This is a genomic window from Chitinophaga filiformis (genome assembly GCF_021646545.1).
Lineage (GTDB): Bacteria > Bacteroidota > Bacteroidia > Chitinophagales > Chitinophagaceae > Chitinophaga > Chitinophaga filiformis_A.
Map to the genome: position 1 here is coordinate 275,063 of NZ_JAKIRP010000006.1, position 20,076 is coordinate 295,138.

At 46.2% G+C, this 20,076-nt stretch carries 16 protein-coding genes; 6 read left to right on the forward strand and 10 right to left on the reverse strand.

Annotated features, from left to right (window positions below; all coding sequences use genetic code 11):
• Positions 1 to 140: 140 nt before the first annotated feature.
• On the forward strand, positions 141 to 3,326 hold the full coding sequence (locus L3C95_RS17410; protein ID WP_236389411.1) for a SusC/RagA family TonB-linked outer membrane protein: 3,186 nt from the start codon (positions 141 to 143) through the stop codon (positions 3,324 to 3,326).
• 23 nt (positions 3,327 to 3,349) lie between these two features.
• Positions 3,350 to 5,131 (forward strand): RagB/SusD family nutrient uptake outer membrane protein, encoded by a 1,782-nt coding sequence (locus tag L3C95_RS17415; RefSeq protein ID WP_236389412.1) that lies wholly within the window; start codon positions 3,350 to 3,352, stop codon positions 5,129 to 5,131.
• 104 nt (positions 5,132 to 5,235) lie between these two features.
• Here the strand turns inward: L3C95_RS17415 and L3C95_RS17420 are convergent, their stop codons facing one another.
• Positions 5,236 to 5,949: a hypothetical protein gene (locus L3C95_RS17420; protein ID WP_236389413.1), complete on the reverse strand. Its 714-nt coding sequence runs from the start codon at positions 5,947 to 5,949 to the stop codon at positions 5,236 to 5,238.
• 32 nt (positions 5,950 to 5,981) lie between these two features.
• Positions 5,982 to 6,677: a hypothetical protein gene (locus tag L3C95_RS17425; protein ID WP_236389414.1), complete on the reverse strand. Its 696-nt coding sequence runs from the start codon at positions 6,675 to 6,677 to the stop codon at positions 5,982 to 5,984.
• A gap of 124 nt (positions 6,678 to 6,801) precedes the next feature.
• On the opposite strand from L3C95_RS17425, the gene L3C95_RS17430 reads away from it, so the two are divergent.
• The 3 genes from L3C95_RS17430 to L3C95_RS17440 all read left to right on the forward strand — a co-directional run bounded on the left by L3C95_RS17430 (position 6,802) and on the right by L3C95_RS17440 (position 9,028).
• Positions 6,802 to 7,026: a DUF2798 domain-containing protein gene (locus tag L3C95_RS17430; protein ID WP_236389415.1), complete on the forward strand. Its 225-nt coding sequence runs from the start codon at positions 6,802 to 6,804 to the stop codon at positions 7,024 to 7,026.
• A gap of 22 nt (positions 7,027 to 7,048) precedes the next feature.
• Complete coding sequence (locus tag L3C95_RS17435) at positions 7,049 to 7,618, forward strand: Crp/Fnr family transcriptional regulator (RefSeq protein WP_236389416.1); 570 nt, start codon at positions 7,049 to 7,051, stop codon at positions 7,616 to 7,618.
• 105 nt (positions 7,619 to 7,723) lie between these two features.
• Positions 7,724 to 9,028 (forward strand): alkaline phosphatase family protein, encoded by a 1,305-nt coding sequence (locus L3C95_RS17440; RefSeq protein ID WP_236389417.1) that lies wholly within the window; start codon positions 7,724 to 7,726, stop codon positions 9,026 to 9,028.
• A 730-nt stretch (positions 9,029 to 9,758) separates the two neighbouring features.
• Here L3C95_RS17440 and L3C95_RS17445 read toward each other — a convergent pair.
• The 3 genes from L3C95_RS17445 to L3C95_RS17455 all read right to left on the reverse strand — a co-directional run bounded on the left by L3C95_RS17445 (position 9,759) and on the right by L3C95_RS17455 (position 13,360).
• Positions 9,759 to 10,814 (reverse strand): hypothetical protein, encoded by a 1,056-nt coding sequence (locus L3C95_RS17445; RefSeq protein WP_236389419.1) that lies wholly within the window; start codon positions 10,812 to 10,814, stop codon positions 9,759 to 9,761.
• Positions 10,815 to 10,996: 182 nt separating this feature from the next.
• The gene (locus tag L3C95_RS17450) at positions 10,997 to 12,841 is read right to left on the reverse strand and encodes a glycoside hydrolase family 2 protein (RefSeq protein ID WP_236389420.1); all 1,845 of its coding nucleotides are present in this window, start codon (positions 12,839 to 12,841) and stop codon (positions 10,997 to 10,999) included.
• Between the two features lie 294 nt (positions 12,842 to 13,135).
• Positions 13,136 to 13,360 carry a hypothetical protein gene (locus L3C95_RS17455; RefSeq protein ID WP_236389422.1) on the reverse strand — a complete coding sequence of 75 codons (225 nt, stop codon included), beginning with the start codon at positions 13,358 to 13,360 and terminating at the stop codon, positions 13,136 to 13,138.
• A gap of 131 nt (positions 13,361 to 13,491) precedes the next feature.
• Here L3C95_RS17455 and L3C95_RS17460 point away from each other — a divergent pair, with 131 nt between their 5' ends.
• Entirely contained in the window at positions 13,492 to 14,346 is an 855-nt protein-coding gene (locus L3C95_RS17460; protein ID WP_236389423.1) for a serine hydrolase, read from the forward strand.
• 12 nt (positions 14,347 to 14,358) lie between these two features.
• Here the strand turns inward: L3C95_RS17460 and L3C95_RS17465 are convergent, their stop codons facing one another.
• The 5 genes from L3C95_RS17465 to L3C95_RS17485 form a co-directional block, all read right to left on the reverse strand.
• A complete protein-coding gene (locus tag L3C95_RS17465; RefSeq protein ID WP_236389424.1) occupies positions 14,359 to 15,708 on the reverse strand; it encodes a BamA/TamA family outer membrane protein in 1,350 nt (449 codons plus the stop codon).
• Between the two features lie 81 nt (positions 15,709 to 15,789).
• Positions 15,790 to 16,293 carry a GNAT family N-acetyltransferase gene (locus L3C95_RS17470; protein ID WP_236389425.1) on the reverse strand — a complete coding sequence of 168 codons (504 nt, stop codon included), beginning with the start codon at positions 16,291 to 16,293 and terminating at the stop codon, positions 15,790 to 15,792.
• A gap of 11 nt (positions 16,294 to 16,304) precedes the next feature.
• Positions 16,305 to 16,739: a MarR family winged helix-turn-helix transcriptional regulator gene (locus L3C95_RS17475; protein ID WP_236389426.1), complete on the reverse strand. Its 435-nt coding sequence runs from the start codon at positions 16,737 to 16,739 to the stop codon at positions 16,305 to 16,307.
• A gap of 218 nt (positions 16,740 to 16,957) precedes the next feature.
• Entirely contained in the window at positions 16,958 to 19,510 is a 2,553-nt protein-coding gene (locus tag L3C95_RS17480; RefSeq protein WP_236389427.1) for a TonB-dependent receptor, read from the reverse strand.
• Between the two features lie 317 nt (positions 19,511 to 19,827).
• Positions 19,828 to 20,076: a hypothetical protein gene (locus tag L3C95_RS17485; protein WP_089836878.1), complete on the reverse strand. Its 249-nt coding sequence runs from the start codon at positions 20,074 to 20,076 to the stop codon at positions 19,828 to 19,830.

Consider the following 20,076-nt stretch of genomic DNA (forward strand, 5'->3'; position numbering starts at 1 on the left):
CGTTATGACCTGAAGTAATGCTACACAACTAATTCCATGTTATGCAGGGAAAGCCCTACCAGTACATTTCCTGACCTGAAACGCATTCCGGGTACAGCGAGGGCTCCGGTATGTATTCTTCCATCGTTTAATGAAAACACATGAAACCAAACAAATGGGGCGCCCCTCTGTGCAAGGGACTGCGCCCGCTCCTGTTGCTCATATTGTTGATCTGCAACCGGATACCGGCCCATGCCTGGTATACGCCTGCCAGCTATTCGTTTCGGCAGGCCGCTGTATTAAAGGGCATTATCAGAAACACAAAGGGAGAATTGCTTGCTGGTGTAACCATTAAAATAAAAGGCGGTGCAAGTGGTACGGTATCCAAAGAAGATGGTACGTTCCAGCTGCAGGTGCCGGACCCCGGTAAAGCCATCCTGGAGATCAGCTATATGGGTTACCAATCGCAGGAAATTGCGCTGGGAGGCCGCAGCACATTGGAGATCACACTGACAGAAAGTGCCAGCGGATTGAATGAAGTGCTGGTAATCGGGTATGGCACACAGAAAAAAGTATCATCCACTGCAGCAATATCTTCAGTGGGCGGTAAAGAATTGGCTAAATCAACGGTTCCCAATATCTCCAACTCACTGGCAGGACGAGTGGCCGGTGTCAGTATGCGTCCGAATGGCGGTCGGCCGGGAGCTGATAACCCCGACATCCATATCCGCGGTATCGCTACGACCGGCAACAATGGAGCGCTCATTGTGGTAGATGGTATTATCCGTAATAATATCAATGAAATACCCGCCAGCTCTATCGCTTCCGTAACGGTCCTCAAAGATGCTGCTGCCGTTGCGCCGTACGGTCTTGGCGGCGCCAACGGTGTACTGCTTATCACCACCAAAAAGGGATTAAGCGGTCCGCCACAGCTATCGCTCAATGCCTATTACGGCGTACAGTCGCCTACCTACTATCCTGACATGCTGAATGCACAGGATTATATGCGCCTGCACAATGAGGCCTATCTGAACGAGAATCCGACCGGTACGCAGCTACCTTATGCCCAGACCCATATTGATCAGTATGCGGAGCTGAATGCAAAAGATCCTGACAGATATCCTATCAGCAATACCAAAGATCTGGTGCGTATGCATGCGCCAATGCAGAACTACACATTGCAGCTGACTGGTGGTTCCCCCTCAATGAAATACTTTGTTTCACTGGGCTATCTGAACCAGGCAGGTATGTTCGATCCCGTTAAATATCAGCGGTATGATTATGCCGTTAACATGGACATACAGGCCACCAAAACTACGACGGTAAATGTATCGCTGCTGGGCGCTTTTCAGCAGACCCGTTCTGTGGATGCCGCCACCACTGTTAACATACTTTTCCGCAGTGGCTACAAATTCATCCCTATCGCCAACCTGCGTTACAGCAATGGTTTGTGGGGGGAATTTGCCGGCAACTCCCCTATCGGCATCCTGAATGCCGGGTATCAGCGCGACAATAAAAGTACCATGCTGTCAACCATTGCGGTGAACCAGGAACTACCCTTTATACCCGGCTTAAGTGTCAAAGGGAGCTTCAGTTTTGACCCGATGCAGACAACCCGCAAGGGATGGCATACACCGTTCTATTTCTATTCCCAGAACCTCTCTACAACACCCTATACTTATACCAGGCAGATCTCCACATCTGAGGGTAATGCGGCCTCTTTTACCTGGCTGCAACAGGAATATGCGCAGCAGCGCACCTACACCTTCCAGGGCTACCTGAATTATAAGCGCACCTTCGGTAAACATGACGTCACGGGACTGGTGGTAGCAGAGGCCCGCGACAGCGATTCCAGCGCCTTTTCTGCCCGCAGGAACAATTTCGGTGTGAACATCGATGAGTTGAGCATGGGAAGCTCTAATAAGAATGATTTTGATAATACCGGCTCTTCCTCCACAGGCAGCCAGATCGGTTTTGTATACCGCGTGGGCTATAGCTACGCCAATAAATACCTGGTGGAAGCATCCGGCCGTTATGATGGCCACTACTATTTTGCACCAGGAAAACGCTGGGGCTATTTTCCTGCAGTATCCCTGGGTTGGGTAATGTCTGGTGAAAGCTTCATGCACCGGTTACCATTTATCAATTATCTGAAGCTAAGAGGATCGTGGGGTAAATCGGGTAACCTGGCCGGTACCTCCTTCCAGTATTTACAGGGATATTCTTTGTACGGCAATGCTTATGCCTGGGGCAATGGTAATATGGTCCAGGGATCGTTTGTTCCCCGTGAAGCCAACAGGAACATTACCTGGGAGATCTCGACGAAAACCGACGTTGGCTTTGAAGCCTCGCTGTGGAACGGTTTACTGGACCTGGAAGTGGACTATTTCCGTGAAAGAAGGACCGGTATGCTACTCCCTCCTGCGGTAACGATACCCATCGAATATGGCCTCAGTCTCTCTGACGAAAACGAAGGTATTATGCAGAACCATGGTATTGAAATCACCGCAGGTACAACGCATCAATTTGCGAATGGCCTCCGCTTAGGCCTCAGTGGTAATTTCAGTTATGCACGCAATAAAATGCTGCAGATCTTTGAGACTTCCGCTACCCGCAATAATCCTAACAGGAGCCGTACAGGCAGGGCATTGGGAACTCCTTTCGGTTATCATGCATTAGGCCTGTTCAGTACTGCAGACGATAAAAATAATGATGGGATCATTAACCCTGCGGATGGTTATAATGTCATACAGTTCGGCAACCTGCATCCCGGTGATATTAAGTATGCAGATCTCAGTGGTCCTGATGGAAAACCGGACGGCAGGATCGATGCGCATGATGAAACGCATATCGGCTATCCCACCTACCCGCTGATCACTTACGGTTTCACGCCAACTGCCTCCTGGAAAGGACTGGAACTGAGCTTATTCTTCCAGGGGTCTGCCATGTCGAGTTTTAACATAGCAGGCTTCCAGACCATTCCATTCAATAACAACAACAGTAACTCCGCATACGAATACTACAACAACCGATGGACGCCCGATCGCCAGGATGCGAAATATCCGAGAGCGAACCAATCCCCCTACGCTAACAATACACAGACGTCTGATTTCTGGATGGCGAATACCTCACTACTGCGACTAAAAACAGCGGTGCTGGGGTATACCCTGCCCTCCCGGTTAACACAACGCTGGCGGATGCAGGCTGTACGCGTTTATGTATCAGGCCAGAATGTATTCACCATCAGTAAAATGAATTTTATGGACCCTGAGGTAGGCTATACTGATGGCGAAGTCGCTTATCCCAATCAGAAGGTATATACAGGCGGATTGAATGTAACTTTTTAGCTCACACGTTAACAGGACTTACTATGAAACGTATCATATATTGCATGCTGCTCATCCTATTGCTGCCGTTCTTCTCCTGTACGAAAGACTTCCTGGAGAATACGGACAAAACACAACTAACGGATGAAATGCAGTGGTCGTCGGAAGGCAATGCCGACATCTTTCTCAATGACATCTATGGCGATCTGCCTAATTACTGGAATCAGCCGGAGAACCTGGACAATTTCACTGATGATAATGATGCCGGTTTCTACTACACCTCCTACAACTGGAAGCAGGGCATTGTATCTCCTGCAGGCACTGACTATACAGTATGGGGTGGCATTACCGGATCAGGAGATCTTACCAACTGGCCTGCTACTTTTACAGCGGTAAGGAAATGCAATACCTTCATTGCAAAGGTGAATGCTTATGCTTCCAATTTCTCCGAAACGTGGCGGAAGAGGCGTCTGGACGAAGCGCGGTTCCTGCGGGCTTTCTTTTACAGTGAACTCTGGATGCATCTGGGCGGGCTTCCTATTATCACGAATGTACCTGACCGTAACAACGGTGACAGCAGCCAGCTTTATTATGCCCGCAGCACATTTGCGGAGACGGTAGATTTCATTGTCAGTGATCTTGATACAGTAGTACGCAATGGCAATCTTGCCATCAAATACAACGCCGGCGATGCTGATGCAGGCCGTGCCACATTAGGCGGCGCATTGGCCTTAAAAGGCTGGATACAGCTGTATGCAGCCAGTCCTGCGTTCAATGCAGCACAACCTGCCGCCGGGGCAGATCCGCATCATGTGGCGGGCTACGGTCAGTTTGATGCAAACAAATGGGCTGCAGCTGCTACTACGCTCAAACAATTTATCGATCAATATGGCAACGGACATCCTTTTAGCTTGTTTCCCGACCTGTCTGCCTTATGGTATGAGTCCAATGAATACAACAGTGAAGTGCTGTGGGACCGCCAGGTAGTGGCTGTTACCATGGGATCTTCCTTTGAACAATATGGCGGCCCGGTGTGGATCAATGGCGCTTATTATACCTGGGGCAATTACAATCCTACGCAGGAGCTGGTAGATCAGTTCCGGATGGCCAATGGTAAACGTATCGAAGATCCGACATCAGGTTACAATCCTCAAAATCCTTATGTTGGAAGAGAGCCGCGCTTCTACCAATGGATCGTGTATGACGGTGCTCCTTACAAAATGGCCTGGATGGATAAACAGGATACTATCTATACCCGTATTGACAGGGTACGGCCATCAAAAAACCAGATAGACTTTGGGACAGACGATGTGAGTAATACAGGCTATTATTTCAAGAAAAGACTAAACCCATTGGTACGACCTGGCGGAGGCGCTATCAGCGGCGCCAACTTCATTTATTACCGCTATACAGAGATCCTGCTGGGATATGCGGAAGCGCAGAACGAAGCCGTAGGACCAGATGCAAGTGTATACGATGCAATCAACCAGGTGCGTGCAAGAGGTGGTCTTCCTCCTTTGCCGGCATCACTCAGCCAGGAGGAAATGCGCACGGCCATTCACCAGGAGCGGCGGGTGGAATTGTGTTTCGAGAACAAACGTTTCTATGACCTCATTCGCTGGAAAACAGCAGAACAGTTGCTGATCCACGACCGGCATGGGATGAAGATTTCGAACACTGTTCCGGAGAATAATAGCGGTGTATGGAAATATGAAGTAGTACCGTTGAACCATCCGCATGTATTCGTTCCGAAGATGTATCTCAACCCGATTCCACAGGATGTACTGGACCGTAACCCAAGGGTTACACAGAATCCGGGGTATTAGGAATAAAAAAGGGCGTGTCATTGCTTGTCTGACACGCCCTTTTTCAGTTTTATAAATGAACGGGATGATCGTTTAATTACCAGGCTGACAAGTAGAATATTATCCTATTTCCCGAAATGCATATTGATGAAGGGTAGCCGTCTGAATCCCCTGGGGTTATTTAGGGCTATATTGTATAAGCCTAATTGCACGCCCTTTAACCGGGAAGTTTTGTTGATGCCGCCGATAGCAAGTCCCTTATGTACTACGGATTCATTAGATGCGGCAACTGCTATCCCTCTTACCTCACCAATATCTGCCCAAAACAAAGACAGCGCAATCCCATTGACGACATTTTTCGGAGCACCCTCACTCCCATGTATGTTACTCAATGACAAAGCACTAATTGCCAGTCCGTTGACTGTATCGATCATCATAATGCCCATCATTCCTATTCCATTCAGTCTATTTCCTCCCCCCATCGCAAGCGCCAGCATTATTCCGTTCTCACGCTGCGCACCGTTGAAAAGCCCCCCGATGGAAAGGCCATTATTCTGAGCCTGTATTTTACAAAGTACACCAATTGAAATACCATTGCTCGCTTTATTATCGTCCTCGTCGAGATCCAGCAAGGTAAAGTCGAATCCATTTAATATTTTGACTTGTTTATTCATCAGATTAAATCTGAAACCGTTATAAACACGTGAATTACCAAAACAGATACCTGCCTTTTTTGATCCAAGGCTAAGATATTTTCCTGGCAGGGAATCAATTTCAGCAGACGCCAGTATTGGGAATAACACTATAAAAAGAAGGGCTAAGAAAGTGGACCTGGTCATAGTTTATAGGATGATATTTTGTTAATTGTATTTTACTTTCCGAAATGCATGTTTATCAACGGCAAGCGTCTTAATCCCTTCGGATTATTCAGCGCAACGTTATATAATCCGATCTGCATTCCTCTTAATCGTTTCGTTTTATTATAAGCACCAACAGCAAGTCCCCTGTGCTTTTCAGAAAAGTTTTCTAAAGAAACGGCTATTCCATTCATCGTTCCGGTTATTGTTCCGCTAACGGCTAAGGCCACACCATTGATCCTGCCCGCTGTATCCACCCCTCGTCTTCCTACTTCTCCCCCTATAGCTAATCCATTCACCGTGTCGCAGGCAAGAACCACAGCTGCGCCCAGGCCATTCAGCTTGTTACCTACGTTATACAGGAGTCCCAGCATGATTCCATTTTCATAGTCTACAGCGTTCAGCAATCCGCCTATCGCAAGACCATTATTATGCTCCTGTGTATTAGCACCGACAGCCGCCGAAAGGCCATTACTCACACCTTTTTTGTCCTCGTTAACCAGCGCAAGATCGAACCCATTTAATCGTCTCACATTTTTGTTCAGGCCATTAAATCTAAAACCAGTAAATACAGGTGAATTACCAAAACAGATACCTGCCTTTTTCGATCCGAGACTTAAGTATTTTGCTGGTAATGAGTCAGTTTGCGCAAACGTCAGGATAGGGAACAGCACCGTAAAAAGAAGGGCCAGAAGAGTGGCTCTCATCATAGTTATAGGTTTATTATCAAACTTACCCCCTTTTATGGGGAAATTCAAATTTTTTGACTTAGATCAAATTTTAACCCTCCCGGCCAATGCAACTTTGCAGCGTTATATTCTTAAAACAACAACAATGAAAGAGAAACATTTCAAGTACATCAACACACTCTTTGTCGTAATTCCCATGACACTGATCATGGCATTTGTGGGACTGATCCGTAACTATGGTTTTGGAGAGGACTGGTTCATCAAATTCCTGAAGGCCTGGAGCATTATGGTGCCAGTTGCTTATGCAGCGGCCTTTATCATTATTCCCAATGCACGCAAATTAGCTGAGCGGGTCACGGCAAAATCGTAATTTGCTTGGGAAATACAATTGCATGCACGAACAACTGGCTAGTTACATCAATGCACAGATCGAGGTCAGTGAAGAGGAATTAACAACCATCCTTTCTTACTTCAAGCCGTTGAAAGCAAAGAAAAATGAGCTCCTGTTAACACAGGGACAAACCAGCCAACGATCTTATTTCGTTGGCAAGGGTTGTTTGAGGATATACTTTACTACTGAAGACGGTCAGGATGCTACCCGTTATTTTGCTTTTGAAAACCAGTTTGCTACGGCGTTAATGAGCTTTATTACCGGCGAGGCTTCTGAAGAATTTATTCAGGCAGTGGAGCCGGCAGAGCTGCTTTACATCAGTCATAAAGATTTCTTTCATTTACTGGATATTATACCTCGGTGGGAAAAGTTCTACCGCAGTTATTTAGAGGGCGCTTATGTCACTAATACCAGGCGTTTGATGTCGTTTATTACATTAGATGCTGTGGAGCGTTATCGCCAGTTGCTGGCGCAAAACCCTGTTATTGTAAAAAGGCTGCCGAATAAGATGGTGGCTTCCTATCTGAACATCTCGCAGGAAACATTGAGCCGGTTGAAGTCGAGGGTCTGACAGCAGGCGCCAATGGTAATAAAGAATTAACACCTGCTCACTATTCTGCAAAATATCTTTATGCGGATATATAAACCTATAGCAGACTCATAAGATACATGCATTATGAAAAAGGGAATTGTTCTTTTTATTTTATCGTTATTGGGAACCGGGGCATTTGCCCAACAGGCGCAACATGTCGTTTTAATCACAATAGACGGCTTCCGTCCGGATTTTTATATGGATACCTCATGGCATGCCGTTCACCTGCAGGAAATGGCTAAAAAGGGCGTTTATGCCAAAGGTGTGAACAGTGTGTTCCCATCTATGACCTATCCTTCCCATACCACCATCGTAACCGGTGTATGGCCGGTAAAACATGGAGTTTATTACAATAACATGTTTAACCCAAACGGTCCTGCCAATAAAAACTACTGGAATGATACCGCTATCAAAGCACCTACTATCTGGAAAGTTGCACAGCAGAAAGGGATGAAAGTAGCTGCGCTGCTCTGGCCGGTATCTGCCGATGCGCCGGTGATGTACAACATCCCTGATATTGGTGGTATGGGAGAAGCTGTGCGGGAGCAATATTCAAAACCTGCAAACTTTATTGCCGATCTGAAAAAAGATGTATTCAATAACGCTACCCGCATAGAATATGGGAAAGATCATAACATCGCCGGCATTGCGTCGTACGTTATTAAGAAAGATCAACCTAACCTGATGACCATCCACTTCTTTTCCGTGGATCATTACCAGCATGAACAGGGCCGCCAGGGAGATCTGGTAAAAGCGGCTGTAGCAGATGCAGACAGCAGCGTAGGTATCATCATCGATGCGCTTAAAGCAGCCGGCATCTGGGAAAAAACTGTACTGATCGTTACAGGAGATCATGGCTTCCTGGATGTAAAAACAAGCGTTAATCCAAATATATGGCTCGTAAAAGCAGGGCTGATCACCGATGTGAAGAAAGATGACTGGAAGGCACAGTTCTATTCCGTAGGAGGTTCCAGCTATTTATACCTGAAAGATAAGAACGACAGCAAGACCTTGAACCAGGTGAAAGATATCCTTGCCAATTTACCTGCGGAAGAAAAAAAGCTGTTCAGGATCATTGACCGCAAGCAACTTGACAAAGTAGGTGGTAATCCGGAAGTAGCATTTGCGCTCAGCGGTGAAAATGGGGCTTCATTTGGGAATGCAATGACAGGTGAGGCAATAAAACCAGGTCATGGTGGTTCCCATGGTTATTATCCTGATTTCACGGAAATACGTACAGGGTTTGTTGCATGTGGTCCTGGCGTAAAGGAAGGCGGCGTAATTCCGGAGATGAATCTGCGGGACATTGCACCGGCGCTGGCGAAGATATTGGGCCTGTCATTGCCTACAGCGGAGGGAAAGATACCGGCGGGGTTGTTGACGAAGTAATCGGCAGACTATAGTACCAACAGTGTACCAACGGTGTACCAATGGCCTCATCTTATGTTCATCTTACGTTTTGAACGTAAGATGAACATAAGATGAGGCCATTGGTACACCGTTGGTACCGAATACATACTATACTGATGCCATGTTCATTCGTGTCAACGGCCGTTCATGTTTACAACCGGGTCCCGCCCCTTTGGAGGATCTTGTATCCAAGGTTCAACCCCATCCAGGTTAAGACAAGATTCGCTTGAGATATAGTTGAGATAGCCTCATCCTCCCTTAATCTTCCGTTCCGGAACGGAAGATTAAGGGAGGATGAGGCTATCTCAACTATATCTCTACTATATCTCAAAGGGAGGCAGTCAATTAAAAAACACATTCAACGAACACAAAATGCGTATATCCCGTATATGTTTTCTTTGACATTCTACTTAGCTTTGTGATGTGATCGGGATGGTACGAGTTTGATAAGCTGGCTTATCACGCTCATTTGTTTTGCCTGGTGTTTTTTGGAAAAGTCCGCGTAGTTGACGCGTCTGAATAAACATTGTATTTCGTTACTGAGGCAGCCGCCTAATGGCGCCTGTACTACTAAGCGGAATTACAGAGGAAATTTTCGATATAGCATGTGAGTCTATACAGTAAGTATCTGGACTGATCCTAATGCATCCGCAAGTTCCATTAACTTCGATAGTAGGACTAATCACTATGATGCACTTAATCGCCGGCCTCAATCCAGCCAATAAAACTTCTTAATACTCGTCTCCTCCATCTTTCCCCCATCCACTAGTCTATAAGCAATCGTAAACTCCAACTGCGATTTCTCATTATACTCATTACGAAAAAACACACTCCCAATCGTCTCTCGCGTATGAGGGTCCATATACTTCATCTCTGTCACGTTTCCTTTGTCATCATATTTCTCTATAGTACAACTCTGCACATCAAACACAGCAGCATCCGCATACTTTTTATCATACGTTGGAATAGCCCATTCCATACTTCTCTCTTTCAGCGTATCGTGTAACGCGGCCAGGTCATAGTATCCAATCACATGTTCTATGCTTGAAACAGATGCCTCTTTTTTAGTCAGTACATTTCCCTCACGGATAGCTTCTTCAATTCTGTACAGTATCATTTTCCCATCATATTTGCCATAATATTCCGTCTTCTCTACTTCCTTTTTAGCATTGTAGAAGAATTTCTTCTGAGAAGCCAAATACTGCGTATCCTTATACTTGTTAACCCGCTGCTCTTCCAGTAACACGTGGTTATTCCCATATACATAAATTATCTGTTCTGAAAACTTGTCATTATTAAGCAGCAGCTTCGACTCCAATATGCCGTTCACATAGGTATAAATAGTTTTCAGTACCGTACCATCTTCCGTTACTCTTGTTTCTGATGCCTTCACCCCATTCTGATACGTATAGCTTAGAGACTCTTTTGTACCATAGCGGATATTGTGGTAATGCTCTGCTACCGGCAATCCTTTTTCAAACTTATATTCATTGGTAGAAAATGCCTCATTCACAGTATGCCAGTTACCTGTAGCTAGTATAGCGTGTCCTTTGGCAGTAAAAGCGGCATAGCTTTTCGTTTCATCCCCATATTTTACGACACGGTAATCCTCTCCCGTATATTCATAGACACTTAAAACACCACGTTCTCCCGAGGAGCTCTTCCCGGTTTCCAGTATCCCGGTTATCTGTTTCTTGTCGTTATAGAATATTTGCTTTGTACTAGTGGAGTGATCGTCGCGGTGAATCTCTTTGGAAAGATGCATGGGTATAGATTTTATGAGAAGATGAAAATAGGCAAATTATCACGGATACAGAGAAAAAAAAGCACCGACTTTCGTCAGTGCTTTTCGAAACATATTATTCAATATCTGTCCGATGCCGGCCGATTCGCCGAATTGTACATAAACAACGCTTCAATATGAATGCATTATCAGTTATAACCGGTTTATTTCACTAACGCGGGATCATATAATTTCACATTCGCTTCCCGTAGTTTATCAACAGGCATTTTATCTACCTGGCGATCGTAGGTCATAAAACCATTCACCTCTCCTTCTACGTCTGTTGTCTGTGTGTATACAGCGGCCGACAAGCCTAAAGGAATCAGCTGGGCGATCCTTTCAGTGAAAGTCTGATACCTTTTGAACATATCCTCAGAATTTTTGAATGACTGGTATCCCCAGTTTTTGTTCTTCTGCCAGGTATGGCCTTCCAGCGGCAATCCCAGTCCTCCGAATTCTCCCAGTACCAGGATCTGCTTCTGACCAAACAAGTCTGGTCTCGGCATGGCAGGATGAGGATAGTTGTGCAGATCGATGATATGTCCTGTAGGATAAAAGTTACCACCGCTGGCGCTGTTCACCAGTCTTGACGGATCTTTTTTCATCGTCCATTCAGTGATCTCAGCTGTCTTGAATTGGCCCCAGGCTTCGTTGAATGGTACCCATACCACAATGCTTGGATAGTTATACAAAGCATCTATGATCGCATTCCATTCTTTGCGGTAATATCCTTCTGATTCCGGCGTACGGTTCTTGTCAGTAGCATGATCCAGCACTCCCGGACGGTTTTCCCATCCATTGCCTCTGTCGCCACTCGGCATATCCTGCCACAGCAGCATACCTGCCTTATCGCAGTAGGCATAGTAGGTAGCAGGTTCCACTTTGATGTGTTTACGGATCATATTAAAGCCCATCTTCTTCAACTGGTCAACGTCATACACCATTGCCTCATAAGTAGGAGGTGTATACAATCCATCAGGCCACCAACCCTGGTCCAGCGGACCGTACTGGAAAAGGAATTTATTATTCAGCAGCATACGCTGTATACCATTGGCATCAGGCGCCATCGATATTTTACGCATAGCGAAATAACTTTTTATTTCATCTACCGGTTTGTTATTACGCACCAGCGTTACTTTCAGGTCATACAGGAAAGGTGTGGAAGGCGACCACAATTTCTCATTGTTCAATGGGATCACCGCAGTTTCCTTAGCACCTACCTGCTGTTGTCCAATCACTGTAGCGCCGTCTAATACTTCAATTTTCAGGTTATCGCCGTCCTGCGCGTTCTCCACATCAGCAGCTACTGATATGGTGTGTTTGTCGATATCAGGCGTATGTTTTGTTGACCTGATATACACCTTCGGTACAGCTTCCAGCCACACTGTCTGCCAGATACCGGTTACTGGTGTATACCAGATGCCTTCCGGCTTAACCACCTGTTTGCCCGCTGGCTGCGGACCATCATCCGTTGGGTCCCATACACGTACAGCTACCTCCTGTTTTGCACCTTTCTTAAGATAGGGTGTGATATTGAATGAAAACGGATCATATCCTCCCTCATGTTTACCTGCACTCTTCCCATTCACAAAAACTTCCGTCTGCCAATCTACAGCGCCAAAATGCAGTAAGATGTCTTTATTCTTCATTGAAGAAGGAATAGTGATGGTATTCTTATACCACAACAGACTGTCTTTTCCGACAGTGCGGCCTACACCTGACAGAGCAGATTCCACCGCAAAAGGCACCAGGATGTTTCCTTCGTAAGCAGCAGGTTCCGACTGCGATTTCGGCGTGATTGCGTAACTCCAGAGACCATTTAAATTTATCCAGTTATTGCTTCTGACCAGTAGCGGACGTGGATATTCTGGCAGCGGGGCTTTCGGGTCAACCTTATCAGCCCATTGGGTTACAATTCTGTCTTTAATAACGTGCCATTGCGTTCCCTGGGCGTTTGCAGCAGATGCTATGCCGAGGGATACAACAAAACAGGATAATAATTTCTTCATTTCTTTCGATTATTAGCGTTCGGGTTGTTAGGGCTTTAATTTACTCAAATGTTTTATAAATCTATAACGGTTTCCTATTGTTTTAATTTCCTGCAAACACTGTGTCGACAATTTGCTAAACTCTTTTTTAAACGCCCTGGTGACAGACGACTGTGTCTGTATACCAATTCTGGGTATTACTTCTGACAATGGCGCGTCTTCATGCGACATAATATAGGCAGCTTTTTGTAGCCGGATTAGCGTGACGAAATCGCCGGTGGACAACGGGAAAGCAGAACTGAAACAATAGTGTTGCTATTCGTGCCTGTCCTGATAGCCGTATTCCTCATCTTCTGCCAGTTCGCGACCGGTGTATACGCCGTATTTCAATACTGTGTATACCATCCAGACAACCAGCACAGGTGAGAACAGGAACATACGGAGCGCTATCCATTGTGTATGTTCAATCTGTAGCAATATACAATATAGTAACAGGTAAGCCGTAACAGCTATCACTGAGAAAGTGGCATTCGTAAGCATAACATGGATTTACCCGTTCTGCCGCAAAATATGCGCCAAGGGCGGACGATCTTTTAGAGAAATTACCGGTACTGTTTTATATCTTGGGACAAACGTCGATATAAAACATGTACCGGTTTCTCATTTTATTCATGCTTCTTCCAGCGCTGGCATTTTCGCAACAGGACCGCAAACTTGAAAAGGGGTTGCGGGAAATTATCAAAGACTTCAAGGGAGATATAGGCATCTATGTCAGGAACCTTAAAACCGGCCGTTATGTGGGTATTAATGAAGACACCATCTTCCCCACGGCCAGTATTGTGAAGATCCCTATCCTGGTAGGCGTGTTTGATAAGATTGAGAAGGGGGAACTGAAATATCACCAGCCACTCATTTACCGGGATTCCATCAAATACGGTGGCTCCGGATTAATGCAATTCTTCAAAGACAGTACGGAGACAGACCTGAGTGTATTGCTGGCATTGATGATGTCTTACAGCGATAATACCACATCATTATGGAACCAGGCCCTTGCCGGTGGCGGACAACGCATCAATGAACTGATGGCGCAATACGGGTTTTCCGTCACCCGGGTGAATTCCCGTACGCCAGGTCGGGAAGCTATCAGGAATATATGGGGCTGGGGTATGACGACTCCACATGAGATGGCGGAGTTAGTGGTGAAGATCCGCCAGGGGGAGATTATCAGTAAAACCGCTTCCGAGCGGATGTACCGCCTCATGACACACGGCTATTATGATGAGACAGGCCTCTCCCAGATCCCTCCTTATGTACAGGCTGCGCATAAAACAGGTTCTGTAGACGCTTCAAGGTCTGAAGTGATACTGGTAAATGCACCACATGGCGATTATGTGTTCTATGTAGGCACAAAGAACAATAAAGATCAGCGCTGGACAGACGAGAATGAAGCGGAAAACCTGATCAGGAAGATTTCGAAGTATTTATGGGAGTATTTCGAGCCTTCCCGACGCCGGAAGAGGGGCTAGGCCATTTTGGCCTTAAAATGCCTCATTCAGACCCAGAAAGAACCCTCTGGCACCATACTTACCCCAGGCATAATCCAGGCAAAGGTTGGTACGCGTATGCTTGTTAAACAAGATTCGCAAGCCTGCTCCTCCCCCTGGCTGAAATGTCTGGAACAATCTGGTACCTATTTCATCGCTGGCGGTCTGTAAATGGAAGAATGCCACACCACTGATAAAATTATTCCTCAATATAGGGAAGCGGTACTCCACTTCCGAATAGTTATAATTCGCACCTTTGAAATATCCGACCACATATCCCCTTCCGCTACGTGAACCTGGGTCTTTAGCTGTACCCGGTAGTTCGAAGTATGGCACTGCTCCGCTAAGCAGGTAGGAGCCCCAGTTCCAGAATGCTATTACATGCGCTGGGTTCCGGGCAGAAAGACTGACATATTTCCGGAAATCCGTCGTGAACTGCAATCCACTCCGCGTACTTCCCATCCAGGTCTGGTTGGCACGGAAACCGGCGTCAATATACATTCCCTTGTAGGCCCGGTTCTGGTTATCACGGGTTGTATACTGAACGTTCAGCAGCAACCCGTTCGCCATATAGTGCTCTCTGGGAAATCCATGCCGGTCGCTGTAGATATTGAATGGCGTCAGATCAGAGGTAGTGTCGCTGTTTTTGAGCGCACGTCTGATATCAAACGACACACCCATTCCCACAAAAAGGTTCTTGCTGACCTCTTTGTAAACCTTCTCTCTGAAATTGTAGAATTGTCCCCGCACCGCACGGGGTTTACGTGCCGCATTAGCGAGAATGATGTCGGCTTCACTCTTTCCGCCTTCATTCGCGATACCGAGTCCGAAGTCAGGCGTCACAGTTTTGGCAGCGATCAGGCTACCCTGCAGGTTCCATTTGTTGCCGGGGGTGTACACATTGTGAGAGATATAGAAATATATAATACCTTTTGTAGTAATAGACGCGGATGTTGCAGCTACTGAAAGAAGGGTATTAGGATCACCGCCCAGTTTTTTCCCCGCTACAGCCTTAATACCAATCTGTGAGCCGATACTGGGGTTCGAAGCTACATTCGGAACAACAATGATACCTGAACGTGTTTTCACCGGGCCCGGCGGCCTTTTGGGATGCAGAATATATCTTGCCAGATCGCCGAGATCAAACTCCTTAAACAGGTTTTCTTCAGCCTGTCGCTGAGCTGCTGTCGGTAAAGAATCCCGCTTCAGGGTGTCGGCAGGTGGTTGTACCTGACTATAAACGGTCCCATGTATGATAACAAAGGATATTAACAGTAAGATTTGCCGCCACAGCACATGTATGGGTCCACTTATCCGGGTATGGTTTCCTCTACGGTTTAACAAAGCTTGAATTTGTTTAGTCTACAGGTAGGATCAAAACAAATTTCAAACCAAGTATGGTGGGGCTAATGCTTCTGTCCGGTGTTAAGCCAACTCCATATCATACCTCCTCTCCACCAGCTCCTTGTCAAATGTATTAGACCTCTTCTCTTCTGTCAATGTGAAACCATACCGTGTATACAAAGCAATCGCTTCCTCCTGCTCATTGGTCGTCCACAAATATGCTTTATTAATCCTTATCTCTTTCATGTAGTTGATGAATTCATTCATCAGTTTCTTTCCGAGTCCTATTCCCCTGTACTCCGGCAAGAAAATGAAATAACGCAGCTGCACAGTATCGACCCTGTTAAGTCCCATCAGGAAACCGATGATCTTCCCTTCATGTTCACATACCCATATCCTGTCTTTTGCCGGATCATACCGGTGAGCAAACTCTCCCAACCCATCCAGCACATAACCTTCAAAATTAAGCCCATAGCCGCGCTCTTTCGCATAAAGCAGTCCATGCAAATACGCAACATAGCCAAGATCTCCCGGCAAAAGCTCGTTACGCAGGCTGATATCATTTAAACTCATCGTAGTTGTCATAGTATTCTCCGTTATTTGTATTGTAATATTTCCTGTATTGCTTTCATATGATTTACCAGCGCCTGTTGCTTCTTTGCAGGCAGGTTGCTGATCAGTCCATCTATCTGTTCGTCTGACGCTTTATTTAGTGTTTTAAACACCTTCATTCCTTTCTCTGTAAGAGAGATGAGCGAGGCCCTTGCATCCTCTTCAGATGGCGTCTTTATTATCAGTCCATCCTTTTCCAGCTTCTTCAGTATCCGGCTTAAATAACTCTTATCAATATGCATGGCCGTCATGATCTGTGAAGCCTGCACACTTTTACCTGTATGTATTTCATACATGGTACGTACCTCCGACAAGGAGTAAGCACTGTTCAGCAAATGCGCGTCCAGCAGCCCGATGATATCTGTATAGAAACGGTTGAACGCACGGATCTCCTGGACCGCTGTTATAGTGTCCTTCATTTTTTTATGCTTGTAAGTTATCAGTGAATCCAATGCGAATATACATATTTAGTGGACAAAGTCCACTATTTAGTGTTAAATAATTTTCAGGGAAGAGGGTTAGAGCAGGCAGGGAAACAAGCGGCTCTTTTGTTCACGGCGAGGAGGTATAGGGCTATCGAAGAATTGGATAGGGAACAAAAAAAGGGGCCTCAACTCCTGAAGCCCCTCTCCGAATATCAAGGCCGATAGGTATACCTTATCGTAATACCATAAGTCCGCTGGTCGCCCAGCACACCTGCATAGTGACCGGCATTTCCAGCTGCCGGCAGCAATTGTTCATAATAATCTTTATCCAGGATATTCCTTCCCCATACAAACACCGACAAACCATTGAACGCGCGGAAACCAGCTCTCGCATTCAGCAGGTTGTAACCATCCACATTCAGGTATTTAGATGGTGAAGAACTGGAAGAAAAAGAAGAACGGTAATACGTATCAAAAGCCACGAAGAAAGTAGCGCTTTGTCCGAGTATAACACCCGGATTGGACGACAGCTCACCACCCAGTGAACCGGCCCACTCTGAAATACCCGGCAGCTTTCCTCCTGATATATCCTTAAAGGCAGAGGAACCACCGGTTTCTTCCAGGGGTACCGGTGCATTCTTAAACGAGACATATTTGCCATCCGTATAAGCAAGCGCACCATATAAGGAGAGATGTTTGAACCTTACATTCGCATCCAGTTCTGCGCCCAGCACCCGTACTTTTTCTGCATTGGCAAGATATCCGCGATTCACACCCACTTCTGCGGTCTGTACCTGCGTCTGGTAATCCTTGATGTCTGTTTTATGGAACACCAGGTTCAGGGTAGAATTGCTGGTGGGTGTGGTTTTTACACCTACTTCAATATGACGCACAGACTCTGGTTTGATCCTTGCCAGCTCAGTCATCACTTTGCCACTGCTGGTAGGCAAACCACCGAGGTTAACGCCTATCGGCTTATAGCTGGTGGAATATGTTGCAAAAGCATTGACATGACTGGAAGCCTTATAAGACAGCGTTAGCTGACCGGAGAAGTTACTTTCATCTACATCTGCTATAAAGGTCTGATTGGTATAAACGATATTCTTCAACGCGATCAGGTCCGGGTCATCCGTTTGCAGACCGCCATACGTGCGTCTGTCATAGTCTACTTCTTTCTTGTCGTAATTGAACCGTAAGCCGGGCAGTACGTGCAGCTTGTCGGTGATAGCCCAATCCAGCTGTCCGAATATGGCTCCGCCGAAGGTCTTCAACCTGGACCTCGTCTTAATACCATATCCTTCAAAGAGGCCCGGTGTTTTCCATAACTCACTGGTAGAGCTCTGGGAGAAACGCCATTGGTCTTTGCCCGATTCCTCTATGTGCTCAGGATCAGTTTTGAGGTCCTGCCAGATGCCGAAAACGCCTATCACGCCACTGAGACGCGATGAGAGGTCGCCTGCATAACGCAGCTCCTGCGTCCACTGCTTATGTTTTGAAGTTGCCTGCGAAAGCGACAGCACTGATAAACCGGTAAAGTCCCTGTCGTTAGAAGGGTCCCAGTTCCAGTAACGCCAGGCGGTAGTAGACGTCAGCGTGCCACCTCCTATCTTCGCATCAACATTGAGCGATACGCCTCCCAGCTCATTGCCCGAACGCCATGGCGTATTGTGATCAACCAGGCGGTCAAAAGCATTCAGGCTTGGCAGCTTGTAATTCAGATCTGCAATAATCTGGTTGAACTGCCTGTAGGGTGCACGTAAAGTAGGAACGACACCTGCTACTACCTGCGCATATCCTTCAGGATGCTGTTCAGTTACATCACCGGATAGAGTGATCTTCACTCTGTCTGAAGGCACATACAACAACTGCGCCCTGCCACCCAGATTATTGAGATCGTTAATGTACTTCTGCGTTACAACATTGTAAATAACACCGTCCCGCTGTGTACCTGAAAATGAGATCTTTGCGGCCAGTTTCTTGCTGACAGGCCCCGTTATAGAAGTTTTCGCCTGTATATATCCGAAGTTGCCATAACTCAATTCAAAATTGGCCGCCGTTTCAAAGCTGGGTGCTTTTGTGGTGATGTTAAATGCTCCTGCTGTTGTGTTCTTGCCAAACAATGTTCCCTGCGGACCTCTTAATACCTCTATCTGTTCAATGTCTATAAAATCGAGCGTAGTGGCTGCCGGACGCGCGTAATATACGCCGTCTACATAAAAGCCGACACCGGGGTCAATGCCGTCATTGGTCAGCCCGAAAGTAGAGCCCAGCCCACGGATATTCAGTGTTGTATTCCTGGGATTGGAAGAATATAACTGTACGGTAGGTACCAGCTCTTTCAGACGATTTACATTGAATGCTCCTGCATCTTGAATTAGTCCTCCACCTATTACAGAAATAGGGATAGGTACATTTTGCGCCGTTTCTATACGCCGCCGCGAAGTGATCACCACTTCAGAAAGACTGTTATCATTGGTGAGTGCGATGGCCAGGGGCGCCGCCGGCCACTCAGTGAGCCGGATTTCCCGTAGCTCATGACCTACAGAACTGATTACAAGGGTAAAGGGAGGCTCTCTGCGTGGAATAATACTGAACTGACCACTGGTGTCTGCTACTGCATGGATCCTGGTGCCTTTTACTACTACAGTTGCTCCTGTAAGAGGTTCCCCCTCGTTATTCTTTACCACCCCCTCCACCGTTTTCTGGGCTGATGAGACAACAGCCCATAGCATTACCGGTATAAGAAAAAGTAATACTTTTCTCATGATAAATGTATTTAACGTTATAAAAAAGACATGCAAAGGTCAACATGCAGGAAGCTGCACGTCTGTATGCTGTTCGCGGTGGTGGTAAATTATTGCTACAGTCTACTAGAATTGTAGACAAATATATAACTCAGTTCGCTAACATGGAAAATCTTTGGGGACTTTTTTCAAAATAAAGAAGGCGCCTCCATACGAGACGCCTTCACTGGTGCTGAATATGCTTAGATGATGGCTATTGCCACCAAACCTTGTAATGGTTCATTTCATCGCTTGTCACCCGGTAATTATCCTGTGCGGAGACAACAGCTTATTGTATCTCAACATTCAGAGTAATCTGACGAGAACGTGCCATTCACCGCATACAACTTATCGATCCTGATCTCAGTCTGATCTTCCAGCTTTAACCATTGATGACCATCGCGTTCAAACAGACTTTCTATAAGACCATTGGCACGGGTCACACCATTATCGTCGTAAAGAATACCTGCCTTTTGTTTCTTTTCGAACAGCTCTTTCACTATAGGGTAAAAAGTACCGCCGGTGGGGATTGTTTCTCTCTTGTCCAT

Excerpts from the sequence above, each read along its gene's own strand:
- L3C95_RS17410 (WP_236389411.1), top strand. The coding sequence starts at position 141 with ATGAAACCAAACAAATGGGGCGCCCCTCTGTGCAAGGGACTGCGCCCG.
- L3C95_RS17415 (WP_236389412.1), top strand. The coding sequence starts at position 3,350 with ATGAAACGTATCATATATTGCATGCTGCTCATCCTATTGCTGCCGTTC.
- L3C95_RS17420 (WP_236389413.1), bottom strand. The coding sequence starts at position 5,949 with ATGACCAGGTCCACTTTCTTAGCCCTTCTTTTTATAGTGTTATTCCCA.
- L3C95_RS17425 (WP_236389414.1), bottom strand. The coding sequence starts at position 6,677 with ATGATGAGAGCCACTCTTCTGGCCCTTCTTTTTACGGTGCTGTTCCCT.
- L3C95_RS17430 (WP_236389415.1), top strand. The coding sequence starts at position 6,802 with ATGAAAGAGAAACATTTCAAGTACATCAACACACTCTTTGTCGTAATT.
- L3C95_RS17435 (WP_236389416.1), top strand. The coding sequence starts at position 7,049 with ATGCACGAACAACTGGCTAGTTACATCAATGCACAGATCGAGGTCAGT.
- L3C95_RS17440 (WP_236389417.1), top strand. The coding sequence starts at position 7,724 with ATGAAAAAGGGAATTGTTCTTTTTATTTTATCGTTATTGGGAACCGGG.
- L3C95_RS17445 (WP_236389419.1), bottom strand. The coding sequence starts at position 10,814 with ATGCATCTTTCCAAAGAGATTCACCGCGACGATCACTCCACTAGTACA.
- L3C95_RS17450 (WP_236389420.1), bottom strand. The coding sequence starts at position 12,841 with ATGAAGAAATTATTATCCTGTTTTGTTGTATCCCTCGGCATAGCATCT.
- L3C95_RS17455 (WP_236389422.1), bottom strand. The coding sequence starts at position 13,360 with ATGCTTACGAATGCCACTTTCTCAGTGATAGCTGTTACGGCTTACCTG.
- L3C95_RS17460 (WP_236389423.1), top strand. The coding sequence starts at position 13,492 with ATGCTTCTTCCAGCGCTGGCATTTTCGCAACAGGACCGCAAACTTGAA.
- L3C95_RS17470 (WP_236389425.1), bottom strand. The coding sequence starts at position 16,293 with ATGACAACTACGATGAGTTTAAATGATATCAGCCTGCGTAACGAGCTT.
- L3C95_RS17475 (WP_236389426.1), bottom strand. The coding sequence starts at position 16,739 with ATGAAGGACACTATAACAGCGGTCCAGGAGATCCGTGCGTTCAACCGT.
- L3C95_RS17480 (WP_236389427.1), bottom strand. The coding sequence starts at position 19,510 with ATGAGAAAAGTATTACTTTTTCTTATACCGGTAATGCTATGGGCTGTT.
- L3C95_RS17485 (WP_089836878.1), bottom strand. The coding sequence starts at position 20,076 with ATGGACAAGAGAGAAACAATCCCCACCGGCGGTACTTTTTACCCTATA.